Raw genomic sequence first — 16,669 nt, 5'->3', positions numbered from 1 at the left:
CCCGACCCTGCCCGATCTGGTGATCTGCCGGCCGGAGTTCTCCGGCCGGATCCTTGATGCCATCTCCAGTCTTTCGTGAGGAGCATGTACCCGTGTCCGATCCCGACCTGAACAATTACCAGCTGAGCCAGCTGGACACGCTCGAGGCCGAGGCGATCCATATCTTCCGCGAGGTGATCGCGGAGTTCGAGCGGCCTGTCCTTCTCTTCTCGGGGGGCAAGGACTCGATCGTCATGCTGCGCCTGGCGCAGAAGGCGTTCTACCCGGCGAACATCCCGATGCCCGTCCTGCACGTCGACACGGGGCAGAACTTCCAGGAGGTGCTGCAGCGGCGTGACGAGCTGGTCCGCAGGCTGGGTGTGCAGCTCATCGTCGGCAGCGTCCAGGAGGCGATCGACAACGGCTCGGTCGTCGAGCCGCCCGACGGCACGCGCAACCGGATCCAGACGCCGGTGCTGCTCGACACGTTGGAGAAGCACCGGTTCCAGGCGATCTTCGGCGGTGCCCGGCGGGATGAGGACAAGGCGCGCGCCAAGGAGCGGGTCTACTCCTTCCGTGACGAGTTCGGCCAGTGGGACCCGAAGAACCAGCGGCCGGAGCTGTGGAGTCTGTACAACAGCCGGATCCACGCGGGGGAGAGCATCCGGGTGTTCCCGCTGTCGAACTGGACCGAGCTGGACATCTGGCACTACATCGCGCGGGAGCGGGTCGAGCTGCCCTCGATCTACTACGCGCACGAGCGTGAGGTCGTCGACCGGGGCGGGATGCTGTATGCCGTGGGCGAGTTCATCACGCCCCGGGACGGTGAGGAGGTTCTCACCAAGCGTGTCCGCTACCGCACGGTCGGCGACGCGAACCTCACGGCGGCGGTCGAGTCCGACGCCGACACGATCGAGAAGATCATCGAGGAGGTCGCGACGACGCGCATCACCGAGCGCGGCGCGACCCGCGGTGACGACAAGTTCAGCGAAGCGGCCATGGAGGACCGCAAGCGGGAGGGCTACTTCTAATGGACATTCTCAGGCTCGCGACGGCAGGGTCCGTCGACGACGGGAAGAGCACGCTCATCGGGCGGCTGCTGTACGACACCAAGACCGTGTTCGCCGACCAGATCGCGGCGGTCGAGCGGGTCAGCCAGGAGCGGGGCGAGGAGCGGGTCAACCTCGCGCTGTTGACCGACGGGCTGCGCGCGGAGCGGGAGCAGGGCATCACGATCGATGTCGCATACCGCTATTTCGCGACGGCGCGGCGGAAGTTCATCATCGCCGACACCCCGGGGCACATCCAGTACACGCGCAACATGGTGACCGGCGCCTCGACGGCCGACCTCGCGCTCGTCCTCGTCGACGCGCGCAAGGGGATCCTCGAGCAGAGCCGCCGGCACGCGTTCCTCGCGACGCTGCTGCAGGTGCCGCACCTGGTCCTCGTCGTCAACAAGATGGACCTCGTCGACTACTCGCAGGAGGTCTTCGACCAGATCCACGAGGAGTTCACGGCGTTCGCGGCGAAGCTGCGGATTCCCGACCTCACCGTCATCCCGGTGTCCGCGCTCAACGGCGACAACGTCGTCTCGCGGTCGGAGAACATGCCGTGGTACGACGGGACGAGTCTGCTGCACCACCTGGAGAACGTCCACATCGCCAGTGACCGCAACCTCATCGACGTGCGGTTCCCGGTGCAGTACGTCATCCGGCCGCAGTCGGACGACTGGCACGACTATCGGGGGTATGCCGGTCAGGTCGCCGGTGGGGTGCTGCGCAAGGGCGACGACGTCATCGTCCTGCCGTCCGGGTTCACTTCGCGGATCGCGGTGATCGAGACGGCCGACGGCGAGATCGAGGCCGCCTACCCGCCGATGTCGGTGACCGTCCGGCTCGAGGACGACATCGACGTCTCGCGGGGCGACATGATCTGCCGGCCGAACAACCAGCCGAACGTCACCCAGGACATCGACGCGATGGTGTGCTGGATGGACGAGAAGGCCCAGCTGCGTCCGGGCGCGAAGTACGCCATCAAGCACACGACGCGGACGGCGCGGACCATCGTCAAGGACCTCGCCTACCGGCTCGACGTCAACTCCCTTCACCGGGACGAGACGGCGCAGGCGTTGCAGCTCAACGAGATCGGCCGTGTCGTGCTGCGGTCCACGCAGCCCCTCATGGCCGACGAGTACGGCCGCAACCGGGCCACCGGCGGGTTCATCCTCATCGACGAGGGCACCAACCGCACCGTCGCTGCCGGCATGATCACCGACGCCGGCTGAGTTCCGAGCAGGCCTGGAATCCTCCGGAGCGGCTACCACCCCCCTCAAGTCGGGGTGGTAGCCGCTGAAGGAGGCCAATCCGATCCTCTGCCGGGGCACTGACCCGCCGAGTACCATTCGTCGTGAGCGATAAGGCCGACGAAAGGCTGGGTCCCCTCGGCGGGGCCGCAGTCCCCCTGATCTTGGAGGTTGTCACAATGTCGCAGGTGCACCTAGGCGATCGCCAAATGGTGTTATCGGGCGACGAGCCAGGTCGGCCCATTTCTCAATCTGGCATCTCACAACCAAGGCGGCTCCGACCCGGATGGCCGCTCGCCGCGCTATTCGTCGGGTATCCCCTGTGGTGGCTTCTCGGAATTGCCGAGATCGTTTCAGTCGCCTTAACCTGTGTAATGGCTTATGAGCTCTTGCGGCGGCGGGTGGTCCATGTGCCGCGTCGATTCGGTATCTGGCTGCTCTTCTTGGTCTGGGTCATTATTGGTGTCTTTGTCGTCCAAGTCGTGGCGCCAGGAGCCGTGATGGCAGGCGGGATGACCCGGTATCTTACCTGGGGATTTCGGTTGCTGTGGTACATCCAGGCAACAGTCATTCTGCTGTATGTCGGTAACCTTCGCCGGGAAGTCAGCGTGGACCGGGTCTGCAGGGTCATGGGTTGGATGTTCATTACGATAGTCTTCGGCGGATTACTTGGGGTGCTGGCGCCACGGGCCATTTTCCCGTCCTTGTTGGAGGTCCTGCTTCCCAATCATATTGCCCACATCCCATTCGTTGCCGCCCAGGTCCACCCCAATCTGGCTGAGCTGCAAAATGCGGACTATGGCCCCGCCAGTTCAAGACCGAGCGCGCCGTTCCCATATGCGAACGTGTGGGGGCTCAACTACGCGTGCTTCCTGCCCTTCTTCGTTGCCGGATGGATGGGTCGAGGCGCTGGGCGACGCCGGTACTTTGGTGTATGTGTCATGGCCGTATCCGTGGTGCCAGTCATCTACTCACTCAACCGCGGGCTGTGGGGAGCGCTCGGGGCACTCCTGGTCTTTGCGGCCATCCGTTCGGCCATGGCCGGTCGCCTGAAGTTGATCACATTCGCTCTGTGTGCGCTGACGCTGACAGCAGTCGTACTCTTCGTAACGCCCCTTGGCGCCCAGGTCGAGAACCGCTTCACGAATAGTCAGAATAGTAACGACGTCCGCGTCCAACTGACTGAATTAGGCTTTGCGGGGATGTCGGAGACCTCCCCGATCGTGGGGTTCGGCACTACGCGTTCAGTCCAGTCGAGTTTCGGCTCCATAGCAGTGGGTTCCACTGCCAACTGCCCGCTATGCACTCCACCCGCACTTGGTACTCAGGGACACCTTCTCTTGGTCAGTTTCGCCCAGGGATGGGGGGGTGTTGCCCTCTACTATGCTTTTCTGGGGATGATTTTCCTGCGCTACATCAGGTTGAAGTCCCCGCCTGCAACTGCGGCGCTATCCGTTATTCTTATCCACGTCTTGACGTCCCCCGTATACAGTGCAGACAACCTAGCGATCTTGGCAATCTTCTGTGCCGTTGCGGTGCTTTGGCGGGAAGCCCTGGTGGCGGAAGAAGCCGGGTCTCGACACAGTATTCCTGTCGCCGAGCCGAGCCTTGGTGGATACTCGCGCTTTCTTCGAAGGCATGCGGTGGCTATCCTCGTGCCGACAGTCCTTGCTGTAGTAGGTGCTGCATCCTGGAGCCTCGGCGAAGGCAGCCCTTCGGTTGCGACGATCTCGGTGCTGATCCCCCCGGAGCCGGTCTATCCGGGCGGTGACCCTTGGACCCGGACCCTCGACACCGAGGCTCAATTCGCATATTCTGCCCCAGTTTTGGAGGCGATGAGCAGAGTTGCCGCGCGGCCTGTCGCCGCTGATGACTCTGGCCTTTCCGTTACAGCCATACCCAACTCTCGAATCCTCAACCTCAGTTACCAATCGATGAGCCCGACAACAGCTTCTGCCGTGGTCAGCGCCGCTGCACAGAGTATGTTGGATTCGCGCAATGAGTATCTGCGTGCCCGGCAGACACGGGCGTTCGATGGGATCGATGCGCGATCCGCGGCCGTGAATGCAGCGCTCGGCACTGTTGATGACGAGGGCACAGCGCTCGACCATTTCGCGGACTATGATGTGCGGAGTTCGCGGAGAGCATTGCTGAAGCAGACTCAGTACGGGCTGCTCGCATCGATTGCAGAAATCGAGAATCAGCGAGAGCAGCTGTCGAGTACACAGTTGGTCGGCGGTCGCGTTCTCGGTCCAGCGCGGGTGGTGGTAGTCACTGGGCCGCGGACCGTGAGGCTTGCTAGTGGCTTGGGACTCGGTCTGCTGGTTGGGCTTGGCGTTGCGCTTCTGCGCGAGCTCCGCGGTCGCCGGCTCTCGTCCTCCGGAAGGGCCGCTGCGGACCTCGACGTCCCGGTTGTAAACGACATGCCTTCAGCTACCCGGCCAGAGTGGTTGCCGGCTACCTATCTGAGCGTTGACGACGAGTTCATCAGTTGTGACGCGGCGGCTCGGATGGGGGATGGTCCGGTGTCTGACACCGGCGTTCAACGGATAGTGTTGGTCTGTTCCGATGAGGCCAACTCCGTGCGTGCACGAGTCACCCGTGACCGTCTTAAGGCCGCGGGTGCTGACGTGATCGGTGTCTCGATGTGTCGCACATGAACACTCCGGAGTCAGGGGTCACGCGAGGGCAGTGGTGGGACTGTGAAGGCGAACATTCGACCGCCGCCTCTGGCGGCCGGACGAGCGGAGTCCGTAACAACATCCGATTCGGACCAAGCCGAACCCCTGCAGCGTTTAGGCTGGGTCCTGACGGGGGAATCGACGAAGGCTAGGTTGATGGAAACAGCCATGTACGAGGGGACGCACGAGCACTTGATTGTCCATGCGCTCCGACGACGAGCCGTGCTCATCATCACCATAGCGATGCTGGTCGCCGGGTGTGGGGCGGCCTACACGCTGATGCGGTCACCGTCGTACACGTCCTCGACAGCGGTTCTTCTGAATCCTGCGCCTGGAAACCCACTTGCGCCTGGACCCACCAGTGCCCAACAGGTGACTATCGCTATGCAAACTGAGGCCAGCATGGTGACCTCACCTGCGGTCACGAAACTGGTCGACGAGAACCTGCACACCGGGGTCGTGGCTGGGACGTCGTCAGTAACCGTCACGGTGCCTTCGAACACCCAGATCGTGGCGATACTGGCTCAGGCAGCCTCGCCGGCAGATGCTAAACGCATCGCCGCATCGTTTGCCGATCAGTTCCTGGCATACCGAGCAGCACAGAGCAAGACGAACCAAGCGAATCAGTTGGCGAATCTCAACGATCAGCTCAAGTCGGCGCGTTCCAGTCTGGCCAAGGCGGCGCAGAGCGCCAGTAAGTCCGACGCGTCGGCTGACGCCTCGGCGCAGGTACAGATCTATACAAGCCGCGTGGCCGCACTGCAAGACAGCATCGGGCAGATTCAGGCCACCCAGGTCGATGCCGGATCGGTGGTGAAGCCGGCAACTCTTCCCAGCTCGCCGGATGGCCTGCCGGGCTGGCTGCTCATCCTCGCATCGGCAGCGTTGGGTCTCTTCACGGGCTTGGCGGTGGCCGTCTGGCGCGAACGGGCTGACGACAAGATTCGTGTGTCCCACGAAGTGCTGGTGGCTGGCTTTCCGGTCCTCGGGGACTTGGGAAAGGACTTGGCCTCTCAGGATTCGGAAGCGGCTGCATCTGAGGCATACCGACTGGTGCGAACCGCTTTCCTCGCGGCCGCACCACGCCCGTCGGTGATTGTCGTGTCGCCAACTGCGGATCGCGCTGGCCCAGCATCTGGGCCGCTCGTTGCAGGCCTCGGCAGAAGCCTGGTTGATGCCGGATATCGTGCTGTCCTCGTCGATACCGTGCCGGAGGCACAGAATAGCGCCGCCGATGTGCTGGGTGTGCCCGATGGGCCGGGCCTTTTCGAGGTTCTCACGGGGATGAGCCTGGATGCCGCGCTTGTCGACGTTGGAGGCCTGAAAGTCCTTCGGGCCGGTAACAGCCACGAGCGGTCTCGCGACTTGCTCGGGGGTCGGGGCCTGACCGATGTGTTCGACCAGTTGCACCGTGATGTGGACTTCGTCATCGTCGCCGCACCGCCCTCGACGACGTCCGACGGCAATGCCCTGGTGTACGCGGCCGACGCTTGTGTACTGATTGTGATGGACCAGGTAACCACCTACGACCAAGTGGTGACTGCGGCTAGCCGAGCCCGGCAATTGGATGTGCCCGTTCTTGGCTTGGTCTGTGCTCCTCGTACGGGTTGGGGGGGGCGCCCGGCGCAGGCGGATAGGGATGTCCCGAGTGAGAGTCTGCAGTCGTCAGTCCCCGGGCCCCGGCACTCGCGCCATTCTGCTCCGAATAAGCTGACCGGCGGCCAGGTGTTCGAAAAGTCACGTGACCCTGCGACCCGGACCCTGACATGACCTCAGTCATGGCGTCTGATGGGATGGACGCCTCGAGCCCTGGTGGCAGGACATACCTGCTTGAGATGCTCCAGACACTATGGCCAGCCCCCGGCCAGGTGCGGATTCGTACCGGACGTCGCGCAATGAGGGGTTCGTTCGATTTCGTTGTCCTTCCCAGCCTCGGGCGGCCAAAGTTGGTTCTTCCGGCGAGACCATGGCGTGTTACGGCTGCCGGCGTGCGTAACTACAAACTGTTCGCCACTGGTACCGATTTGATCAAGGTGCGGTTGGCCGCTACCGCTTGTGGTTTGGGGTTGGCAAGCATGATGCCCCAGAGGATTACGATCGAAAGGTCCACGGATGATCTCGGAAGGTATCTCAATGATGCTCTGGAGGCCGACCTCTTGCCCAGCATCTACATCGGACCCCGCCGCGCCGTGGAGAAGCCTGTTCTGCAACTGATTGACTCCTCGGGGCGGACGATCGCCTTTGTCAAGGTGGGCGTCAATGACCAGACGCGAGCGCTGGTGCGAGCCGAGGGAGCGAACCTCATCTTTTTGCATAACGCGACCTTTCGCAAGCTGGTCGTGCCTGAAGTGCTCCATCGAGGTCGGTGGGGCCAGCACGAGGTTCTTGTCCAGCGTGCACTGCGGCGCTCAGGCAAAGGTCAGATTGACAAGGATCTCCTCGACCAAGTCATGCTTGAGATTGCGCTCGTTCGCGGTACCGATCACCGACCCCTATCGGAGACAGGGTTCTGGGCGCGCCTCTGTAGCCGCGTCGAATCGTTGGCGCCGTCGGTCAGCGCGGACGTCTTGCGGCGGACCCTGAACGAACTTGCGCCCCATCGGTCTCGCGAGGTGATAATGGGATCGTGGCATGGGGACTGGGGCCCATGGAACATGACTTCCTCGCAGGGCCGACTGCTTGCTTGGGACTGGGAGCACTTCGAGTCGGGGGTACCCCTCGGCTTAGATGCGATCCACCACAAAGTGCACGGTGCCGCACTCGAGTCCGTGGCACCGGAAGATGCATTCGCAATGGCAGTGAGAGACGCCGATTCGCTCCTTGCACCCTTCGGTCTGACGGGGGAGGCAGCTCGCTTTCAGGTACTTCTGTATGCCCTCGAGATCGCCACGCGGTATGCCGTTGACGGTGAACCCCAGCGTGGGGATACGACCATGGGCCGCTTGGACTGGCTGGAGCGCGTACTTGGGCGGCTCTCGGCACTCATGAGACTGTGAGCGAGCACCTTGTGGGCCCCCGCGAGGCTGGGGGCCGTGGCGGAGACCACATTGCTCATGACTCGTCTCCGGCTGCCGGCGAGGCACGGCCCGTGGAGCCGATGCGGCGTGTTGCGCGGGGCAGTGCGATCAACCTTCTGGGGGCAGGTACGTCAGCCGTCGCGAACTTCGGCCTAACACTTCTTATCGCACGCAATCTTGACCGACCGACTGCTGGAGTATTCTTCTCGGTGACGTCGCTGTTCCTGCTCGCTACGAGTCTTGGACAATTAGGGACTGACACCGGCTTGGTCTACTTCATGTCGCGCTGCCGGGCCTCTGGGAACGTCACCCTGATCCAACGCTATCTGCATATTGCAGTTCGACCGGTCGCCGTCGTAGCTGTAGCAATGGGCTTCGCGTCCTTCGTCTTCGCGCCTTGGGTAGCACAACATACTAATCCGAGACACATTGACCTGGGGACAGCTTACCTTCAGGTTCTTGCCATCGTCGTCCCCGTCGTTGCGGTGGAGCAGGTACTCCTCTCCGCCACGCGAGGTCTCGGTACTATGCGAGCGAACGCCCTCGTCGAGCAGGTCGGTCGCTCACTCCTGCAGGTGGCGCTGGTGGGGGCGATCCTGGCATTGGGGTGGCCCGGCTCACTCGCCCTTGCCTGGTCGATCCCCTACGTGCCCGCTGCAGTTCTTGCATGGTTGTGGTGGCGCCGCCTATATGCCCCTTTCCGGTCGGAGTCACAACAAAGCCAGGAAGGGGCCAGGGGTGTCGCAAAGAGCTTCTGGGCATTCAGTGTGCCTCGGGCGTTGACAAGCATCATTCAAGTGGCGATGCAGCGACTTGATATCGTCTTGGTAGGTGCACTCGCGGGCGCGGGTTACGCTGCGATCTATGCGGCTGTGACACGCTTCATCGTCGCTGGGCAACTTGGTGGGAATGCGATTTCACAAGCCGCCCAGCCTCGACTCGCAGAGGCCCTATCAAAGGGAGACGGTTCGGTTACCAGTCACATCTATCAGACTTCTACGGCTTGGCTAATTCTCGTCGCTTGGCCGATCTACTTGATGTTCCTGGTTTTTGCGGAGCCACTCACGCTCCTGTTTGGTCACCCTTATGGCAGTGGTTCTAAAGTATTGGTCCTACTCTCCATCGCGATGTTGGTAGCAACAGGGACCGGCATGGTGGACCAGTTGCTCGCGATGGCGGGCCATACCTCTTGGAATCTGGCCAATGCGGCCGGGTCCCTTGTTGTCATGCTCAGTTTGGATATCTGGTTGATCCCTCGGCACAACGTGATGGGCGCGGCGATCGGCTGGGGGGCGGCGATCATGGTACGGAACGTTTCGGCATTGATCCTTGTCGGTGTGTCGCTTCACCTGCACCCGGTTGGGCGGGCGACGACTTGGGCCGCCGCCACAGCAGTCTTCAGCTTTCTTGCCATCCCGGCAGTGGTTCAGGGTATTCTTGGCCTGACATGGCATGCGATCCTCTTCGGAGGTGCCACCGGTAGCATTCTGTACCTTCTCATCCTGTGGCGACTTCGTCACGTGCTTCAATTGGAAGGGTTGAGCTTACGGAATGGTTGAAGTGGCTACCCGAGGCTCACTTGAGGCGAGGACCCTCGGCAACTGGAGCAGATCGCGGCTCGAACCCAGGGCCGCGGGTGTCCACGTGGTGACGGAGGACATTGGATACGTCCGCGAGATTCAGGATAGGCGCGCCGTGCAGTCCGCGACTGCATCTGAATATGGGCCGCTTGGGGCGGCAAGAGTCTATCTATTGGGACCCGGAGGTCTTCATGCCAGATGTTGTGTGGCTCGCAGTGGTGTTCTTCGCTTGCGTGCTCATCCTTTGCTTTGTCGCCGTGTACTACGCACCGAGCCTCGTTGCAGGACCGCGTATTAACGACATTCGGCAACGCTATTCATTGACCGTGCAGGTTGGTGCCAAGAATTTTGGACGGTTGGTAACGGCCGGCGTTGTTTTCCTCGCAGGAAGCGCCTTCACGGTCTTGGTCTGTTACCTCTTCGGACGCCTTGCTCATGTACTTCAGGACCCGATCGATTGGACCGTGTTTCGGTGGTTTGAGGCACGCCAGCTCGATGGTTGGTCACGGGTGTGGAGAGTGCTTACGAACGTGGGTGGGTTGAGACAGACTCGATGGGTCGCACTGGTGGGAATCCTATTCTTCCCTGTGGCCTATGGACTGTCGAGGAGACGCTGGGCCACTCCGCTCTTGACACTTCTCGGTGGAGTGGTTAGCGAGTATTACCTTCAGAGTCTTCTGGAGGCAATTGTGCACCGTGGTCATCCACCCACTACAATGGGATCATATCCTTCTGGGGGGATGGCTAGGATAATGGTCATCTACGGCCTTTTCGTGTTCATGACGTTTAGGCTGTGGCCAACGCGGAACTCACGCGTACGGATGTGCGCGTGGTGCCTTGTCATTCTTTGTGCGGCAGTCGAGATGTACGCGCGGATCTATAACCTGGAGCATTGGGCGACAGATGTCCTTGGCGGCCTGCTGTTCGGAACGATGCTACTGATGGTCATGTGTAGAGTATTTGACATCTTGGACCGGCCGTCGGAACTCGCGACGAAGCCTGTCAGCGAGGCGTTGACACGAGAGTCCACGTTGCGCGGTGGTGGACGTCCCCAGGGCTCGGCCTCTTCGAAGTCGTAAGTGGGTTCTGGACCTGCGGAGGCGTGTTCCGGCGAAGTTCTGGCCTTGTCGGTGCGGCGGAAGCAACCGGAGTCTCTTGAAGGTCGCTCGATGAACCTCACCTGCCAGCCTTGCGCGATGGCCTCTCTCGCGAAATAGGCGTGAGGGCGCGCGCCTGCGCAGTGCGGTGCGTCTGCGGAGAGCCGTGCCTATGTGTGAGAATGGTGCGCATGATGATGGGTGAGACCGAGTGAGGGCGCTTTCGATGAAGGCAAGTTGGAGGAACCTGGCGGCAGTCACGTGCGGGACGTTCTTGACGCTGGTGCCCGTGAGCGGGGCGCTTGCAGCCGTGAGCTATGCCGGGTCGCACTCGGCCAGGCCATCGACCCGGCAGGAGGCAGCCACACGGATCTCGGCCGCCGTGAGGGTGGAAGTCGCTAGTGCGACGAGGTCGGGCTCATCAGCTGAGCGTGTCGGCCTCCGCGATACGAGCGCGTCACAAGTGGCACTGTCCGCAAGAGTAGCCAAACCCGACGCCAAGATCGGCCTATCCCAGTGGCTGTCCGAAGCACACGACATCGACCACAACGGTTTTTTCGATCCTCACGACTACGCGGTCTTCAGTTTTCGCGTCACAAACCTCGGAAGCCTGACGCTAAGTGACGTATCGGTGATCGACAAGCGATTGGCTAAGGCAAAGGTATCGATCTCATGCCCGTACAGCATTTTGGCGCCTGGTGCTTCGATGACTTGCAAGTCGGGGAAGTTGGTGGTGACCCCATACCTCGCCAAGAATGGACTCGGCATCAACTACGCGACGGCGCAAGGAAGGGTGCCAGCGGGGTGGACCGCATCCAGTTCTACCGTCAAGAGAACCTACGGAACTGCGGCAGTCGCGGACCCCGTCCCAGGGATCTTGGCTTTCACGGGGGTCGATTCACGCGCACTGCTTCTGAGCGGCCTCGTGCTTATCATTCTCGGGGGGGTAGCCTGCGGTGCTAGTTCCTTCGGGCGTGGACCTGCAGCCCGCTGATATTGGACAATGTCCGCATGCTCATGCGACCCGTATGTTTGTGGGGACGATAATGAGTGAGTGCGCAGAATCCGAATTCTGAGAGGGGTAGCAAGTAGATGTGCGGAATCGCGGGTGTCATGCGTTTCGATGGTGGTCCGGTTGATCATCGTTCGCTTGAACGAATGTCGGCGGCCATGGAACACCGGGGGCCCGACGACCAAGGAACGTGGGTCGATGGGCAAGTCGGGCTCGTGCACCGCCGACTCTCAATTATTGATCTTGGCGGCTCTCGCCAACCGATGACTTCAATGGATCAACGACATGTGCTGGTCTTCAATGGTGAGATCCTCAACTACTCCCACCTCCGCCAGGTTACCCCGTATCCGTACCGGACGGCCGGTGACACGGAAGTCGTGCTCGCATCACATGCGGTTCACCAAGAGGATGCACCCGCAAGATTCGAAGGGCAATTCGCTTATGCGGTTTATGATACTCTCACGCGCTCGCTGACTTTGGCCCGCGACCGCCTGGGCATTCTTCCACTGTTTTGGTATCAGGACGAGGTTCAACTAGTTTTTGCGTCAGACATTTCCGCCTTGCTCGCCGGATTGGGTTTCATTCCAGAGTTGGATCCGTCGTCTCTCGATGCCTATCTTGCTGGCCGCTCTGTACCGGCGCCGTTTACGCTGTTGCGAGGTATCCGAAAACTGGTCCCTGGGCGAACCATGCGCATTGATTCTTCGGGTATGAGAAAGGAACAGGTCTACTGGCGCCCTGATGTGCGGCGTAACCGCAGGCTCGGTTATTCGGAGGCCGTGGATACGCTCGACACGCTGATGTCAGATGCAGTGCGAAGTGCGCTCGTTGCTGATGTGCCGGTCGGGTCGTACCTCTCTGGAGGGGTAGACTCCAGTCTGGTCGTGGCGAAGGTGTCTGATGAGTCTGGTCACTCTGGAGTGCACACCTTCTGCGCCGAGTTCGGTGACGAGAGGACGGATGAGTCTTCGTATGCATCGGTCGTCGCTGACTTATTCGGGACCCAGCATCACACTGTGCGCGTTCGTCCTGAGGACTTCATTCAGTTGTGGCCATGGTTGTCACTTCGCCGCGGCGCGCCGCTCTCGGAGCCGGCGGACATCGCTGTGTTTCGTCTCGCTGAGGCCGCCAGTGAGCATGTTAAAGTGGTTCTGTCGGGTGAGGGAAGCGATGAGCTCTTCGGCGGGTACCCGAAATACCGCTACGCTCGGTTAACGTCCGCGGTAGGGATCGTTCCCGCCGCGATTCGTGAACCTGCCCTGGTTTCCTTGGAACGGCGCCTGCCCGTTCGGGGTCGTCGGCTGGGCGTGGCCCTGCGGGCCCTTTCGGAGCCAACATTCGATGAACGTGTGCGGGGTTGGTTTGCGCCATTCACGACGGCCGAACGTCAGAAGTTGCTTGGGGTCCCACCGATTGAGCTTCCTAAGACGTTGCCCCATCAACCGCCAGTGCGGAGAATGCTGCTGGATGACCTGCGTTCGTGGTTGCCAGACAACCTGCTAGAGCGGGGCGATCGAATGACAATGGCGGCTTCGGTTGAATTGAGGCCCCCGTTCCTTAACCGCGCGGTGGTGGACTTTGCTCTATCGCTGCCACCGAGCCTGCTTGTTTATCAAGGCACCGGAAAGCGGCTCGTTAAGGAGGTGGCCCGTAGGCACCTGCCTAAGGAGATTGTTGACCGTCCCAAGGTCGGATTCCGCGTGCCGCTTGATGGCTGGTTTCGCAATGGGCTTAGAGACTATGCATGGGATCTGGTGAGCGCGACCAACTCGGTCACTAATGTCCAGTTTGACTCGTCTCAGGTTCGCGCCCTCTTCTCGGCCCACGACAAAGGTAAACGGGATGAGTCAATCCGGATTTGGACGCTCGCCTCTCTGGAAGTCTGGCACAGCAGTCTTCATGCCAAGCCGTCTGTTCCCGCAGCAGTTGGCTGATTGTTGCCAGCCGCATCGGTGGACGATATTTGGGTCAGGGTCGGCGGGGTTGTTATCGGAATGTAGTAGTGCTGACGCGGCCGGCAAACTCCGTGGTCACCACGGCTGATCGACAGCACCGTGGCGGCAGGGCCAGTTCAAAGTCGTGAAGTTGGCGTGGCGTAGCCGGGACACGCCGGTAGGGGTGTAAACCCGACTCGTGCCACCTGAGTCGGAGTCGGCAGGCAGGGTTGCGTTTGTGCTGGTCTGCGGGTTGCGGTGTGGCGAATTGACACACCCCGGGGCCGCTAGAGTCTGTGCTTGTGGTGTTCGTGCGGAAGGTTCCGGGGTGGCCGGGGAGCACGAAGGTTCAGTTGGCCGAGCGGGGAGCGGGTCGTGATGTCGTCCTGGAGCATCTGGGCAGGGCGCGGTCGGAGGCCGCGCTGGCGGTGCTGGTCGCCGAGGCTCGGCGTCGGCTCCGTCCGGGCCAGGAGGTACTCGATTTCTACCTCGGCGAGGCGGAGGCGATCTCGCGGTCGGGAGTGATCACGGTGCACGAGAAGACGTGGCGGGCGGTGTGGGCCTACTCCCGCAAACGCGCCGTCCGGGACCCAGGGCCTGTTCAAAGTCGTGAGTTCGGCGTGGCGTAGGCGGGACACGCCGGCGGGGGTGTAGACGGGCACGGCTGGTGCCGGGATCGTGGTGGGTGCTTGACGTCCATTCCGATCGATCGGAGCCTGCCGTGCCCGCGCCTGTATCTTCCCTCATCCCTGTTGCTGACGCACTCACCGCTGGTGATGTCCGTCCCGGGCAGGACGTGCCGGTCGCGGTGTGGCAGGTGCTGTCCACGGTCGAGGATCCGCGGCGTCGCCGGGGCCGTCGGCACCGGCTGGCCACGGTCCTGGTCGTGGCGTTGGCGGCCGTCCTGGCCGGCCAGCGGAGCCTAGCCGGGATCGCCGAGTGGGCCGCCGACCTGCCCCGATGGGCCCGTCCACGGCTGGGCGTGCGGCCCGAGTTGCACAGGTCTAGTGGGTCGTCCTCTCGATGATGGCTTGGATGTCGTCGGGGATCGTGGGGCGGGCGGTGATGGTCTGTCCGGCAACGCTGATGGTCACATCGCGTGGGGGTCGGAGGGTCTGCACGAGCCGGCGGATGCTGAGTCCAGTGGTGTTCTGCAGGTGACGGGCGATGGGGAGGGCTGCGAAGACAATGGTCAGGTTGAACCGCCCCGGAGATTCCGGAGGCTTCGTTCGGTGTCTTCACCCGGTCGGGTGGAGACGGTTCAGTCCTCTACGCCATGCTCAGCTACGGCACCACCTAGCAGCCACCCACACCCACCACCACTTGACAACCCCCAGAGGGACACCCCCGGGCCCCGGGAACACTAGGTTAATGACCAGGAAGGACTCACACTCAGATCGGCTACGTCGTAGCCAAAGATTCTCACGGCTTCCGAGAATCTCTGTTCAATTACTCTACGCTGCCTGCGTTGGAGGTGGCGGCCAGAGGCCATGGCTTCCCATTGTTCCTGGTACTTGGCACTCTGATCCTTGCGGAAGGCATCGCTTGGGATCGGAGTCTTTAGTCCAATGAGATGCTGCACTGGTTCAAGTTGTCCTGGAGGATCTGCGACCAGATCCTCGTAGCGCATCACATGCAGACGGTTCAAGAACGCTGAATCCTCGCGCAGGAGCTCGTGCGCGAGGACCCAGTGCGCAACCAAATCTGTCATACTTGTGTGGCGGCGTCCGTTGCGCGAGATTAGGCGTGGGTTCCATTTCTGGAGAGCCAGAGCCACGACGATTGGGTGTCGAATTACAACTATCATCGCCGAGCCCGGAAAAAGACCCTGCAGGAAGCGCCCCATGATAAGATTGGACGGGGACTTCTCAAGAAGATAAGTCCGGCCCAGGTCCCAGTAAGGCTCCCATGACCTAAGCAGGCGCTGAGCGTTAGCTTCCGACACCAAAGGCGATGTCTCCGTGAGATGAGCCATTTTGTGATTGGCGAATCTGCCCATTCCCCCATAGGCACGGATCTTCGGATACACATCCTGAAGATGTTGCCCTTCGTCCTCGGGTACGCCGGTGCCCGACAGTCCACTTACATCTGGGTGGCTCGCGATGGCGCGCGCCAGCGGCGTCGTCCCACTGCGGTGCAGGCCACCGACAAACACTAGGTTCCGTCTCTCTTGCATACCACTCCCCATTGGGTTCACGTGCCAATACCATTATGGTCCACGGACCGAGGTCGTCTCATCAAGAGCTGGGGATCCGGCCCTGCGTCAGGGTTGTGGTTGATCGGTGGCTTGGGTGGGTGAGCGTCAGGGACCACCGTCCGGAGCTCAGACCCCACTCGTGCCACCGGGGTACGTCGATCAGCATGAGATCGGCCTCTGCGGCGGTCTTGGCGCGAGCATCACCGCGTTTCCGCAGCTCACAGGCCTGCGGGACGCTGCCGAACTCGAGTGAGCGCCGGCGGAGCGGGTGTGTCGCTTCCCACGGCCGCACGCCCCCTGACCAGCGAGGATGCTGACAGCCGTCGTGTCGTTGGAAGCGTGGACGTGGTGGTGGCACTCCCCCCTGACACCGTCGGGACGTGCGGGTACTACCAGACCGTTCGGGCTCGGCCAGCAACTCACGAAGGGATACGCAAGGAACTGGTGCTTGACGCCTCGTTAGCCAGAACCGTTCTCAAACCTGGTGGATATGGGACGGGATTGCGGTGCAAGCCGGGCTCTTTCGATAAGCAGGCTCCCGTCTCCTGCGGCATCCGGCCGCAGGGGCAGGCCACCCCGCGAGTCTGCGGGTGGGGTGGAGACCGCCGGGGTATAGCCGGGTCCCTCCCGTGAGGACCGGGACGAAGTGAACATGGGAACCACACGGCATCTGCCCTACTCGTCGACTCCGGCCAGGGGCCGGGAGGGCAGGCGCGCTGTCCGCTGTCGGGTGTCGTGTGGGGCGGAGCGGTCGTAGTACTCCGAGGACGGTAACGCCGTCCACCTGGGGAAGGACCGCAGTGAGTCAACGCAATGAAGGAGAGGACATGCCAGGAGACACGTGGGTGAACACCGACGTTCCCGAGGACG

The 16,669-nt window shown here is 62.0% G+C and carries 11 protein-coding genes and 2 pseudogenes; 11 read left to right on the top strand and 2 right to left on the bottom strand.

Annotated elements, in window-relative coordinates; all coding sequences use genetic code 11:
• The first annotated feature begins 56 nt into the window (after positions 1-56).
• From cysD to BN12_RS26785, 11 genes and pseudogenes are all read left to right on the top strand, one after another.
• Complete coding sequence (gene cysD, locus BN12_RS22585; RefSeq protein ID WP_048550675.1) at positions 57-1,010, top strand: sulfate adenylyltransferase subunit CysD; 954 nt, start codon at positions 57-59, stop codon at positions 1,008-1,010.
• A complete protein-coding gene (gene cysN / locus BN12_RS22580; protein WP_048550676.1) occupies positions 1,010-2,263 on the top strand; it encodes a sulfate adenylyltransferase subunit CysN in 1,254 nt (417 codons plus the stop codon). Before cysD ends, cysN begins: the two co-directional genes overlap by 1 nt.
• A 392-nt stretch (positions 2,264-2,655) precedes the next feature.
• Complete coding sequence (locus tag BN12_RS24880) at positions 2,656-4,941, top strand: GumC domain-containing protein (RefSeq protein ID WP_157635639.1); 2,286 nt, start codon at positions 2,656-2,658, stop codon at positions 4,939-4,941.
• A gap of 177 nt (positions 4,942-5,118) precedes the next feature.
• Positions 5,119-6,732, top strand: a complete 1,614-nt coding sequence (locus BN12_RS22575) for a Wzz/FepE/Etk N-terminal domain-containing protein (protein WP_083454881.1) — start codon at positions 5,119-5,121, stop codon at positions 6,730-6,732.
• 218 nt (positions 6,733-6,950) lie between these two features.
• Complete coding sequence (locus BN12_RS22570; RefSeq protein WP_162233135.1) at positions 6,951-7,958, top strand: hypothetical protein; 1,008 nt, start codon at positions 6,951-6,953, stop codon at positions 7,956-7,958.
• A 101-nt stretch (positions 7,959-8,059) separates the two neighbouring features.
• The gene (locus BN12_RS24150; protein WP_083454880.1) at positions 8,060-9,538 is read left to right on the top strand and encodes a lipopolysaccharide biosynthesis protein; all 1,479 of its coding nucleotides are present in this window, start codon (positions 8,060-8,062) and stop codon (positions 9,536-9,538) included.
• Positions 9,539-9,699: 161 nt separating this feature from the next.
• Positions 9,700-10,638: a phosphatase PAP2 family protein gene (locus BN12_RS26790; RefSeq protein WP_083454879.1), complete on the top strand. Its 939-nt coding sequence runs from the start codon at positions 9,700-9,702 to the stop codon at positions 10,636-10,638.
• Positions 10,639-11,119: 481 nt separating this feature from the next.
• Positions 11,120-11,650, top strand: a complete 531-nt coding sequence (locus BN12_RS26405; protein WP_235432507.1) for a DUF7507 domain-containing protein — start codon at positions 11,120-11,122, stop codon at positions 11,648-11,650.
• A gap of 98 nt (positions 11,651-11,748) precedes the next feature.
• Positions 11,749-13,602 (top strand): asparagine synthase (glutamine-hydrolyzing), encoded by a 1,854-nt coding sequence (gene asnB, locus BN12_RS24140; RefSeq protein WP_083454878.1) that lies wholly within the window; start codon positions 11,749-11,751, stop codon positions 13,600-13,602.
• A 302-nt stretch (positions 13,603-13,904) separates the two neighbouring features.
• A pseudogene (locus BN12_RS22555) lies at positions 13,905-14,132 on the top strand (IS1634 family transposase); the annotation flags it as partial.
• Between the two features lie 137 nt (positions 14,133-14,269).
• Entirely contained in the window at positions 14,270-14,629 is a 360-nt protein-coding gene (locus BN12_RS26785) for a transposase family protein (protein ID WP_407667816.1), read from the top strand.
• On the opposite strand, the pseudogene BN12_RS26800 reads toward BN12_RS26785, so the two are convergent.
• Both BN12_RS26800 and BN12_RS24130 read right to left on the bottom strand, forming a co-directional pair.
• Positions 14,607-14,801, bottom strand: a pseudogene (locus tag BN12_RS26800) (IS1634 family transposase); the annotation flags it as partial. The gene BN12_RS26785 and the pseudogene BN12_RS26800 overlap by 23 nt on opposite strands.
• Positions 14,802-14,965: 164 nt before the next feature.
• On the bottom strand, positions 14,966-15,757 hold the full coding sequence (locus tag BN12_RS24130) for a sulfotransferase family protein (protein ID WP_162233133.1): 792 nt from the start codon (positions 15,755-15,757) through the stop codon (positions 14,966-14,968).
• Positions 15,758-16,669 lie beyond the last annotated feature (912 nt).

The organism is Nostocoides japonicum T1-X7, from assembly GCF_001046855.1.
Classification (GTDB): Bacteria; Actinomycetota; Actinomycetes; order Actinomycetales; family Dermatophilaceae; genus Nostocoides; species Nostocoides japonicum.
The sequence above is the reverse complement of the archived record's forward strand: the minus strand, read 5'-3'. Positions and strand labels throughout refer to the sequence as shown.

Coding starts and splice junctions, on each gene's coding strand:
- cysD (WP_048550675.1), top strand. CDS start 57: ATGCCATCTCCAGTCTTTCGTGAGGAGCATGTACCCGTGTCCGATCCC.
- asnB (WP_083454878.1), top strand. CDS start 11,749: ATGTGCGGAATCGCGGGTGTCATGCGTTTCGATGGTGGTCCGGTTGAT.
- BN12_RS24880 (WP_157635639.1), top strand. CDS start 2,656: ATGGCTTATGAGCTCTTGCGGCGGCGGGTGGTCCATGTGCCGCGTCGA.
- BN12_RS22575 (WP_083454881.1), top strand. CDS start 5,119: ATGGAAACAGCCATGTACGAGGGGACGCACGAGCACTTGATTGTCCAT.
- BN12_RS24150 (WP_083454880.1), top strand. CDS start 8,060: ATGCGGCGTGTTGCGCGGGGCAGTGCGATCAACCTTCTGGGGGCAGGT.
- BN12_RS26790 (WP_083454879.1), top strand. CDS start 9,700: ATGGGCCGCTTGGGGCGGCAAGAGTCTATCTATTGGGACCCGGAGGTC.
- cysN (WP_048550676.1), top strand. CDS start 1,010: ATGGACATTCTCAGGCTCGCGACGGCAGGGTCCGTCGACGACGGGAAG.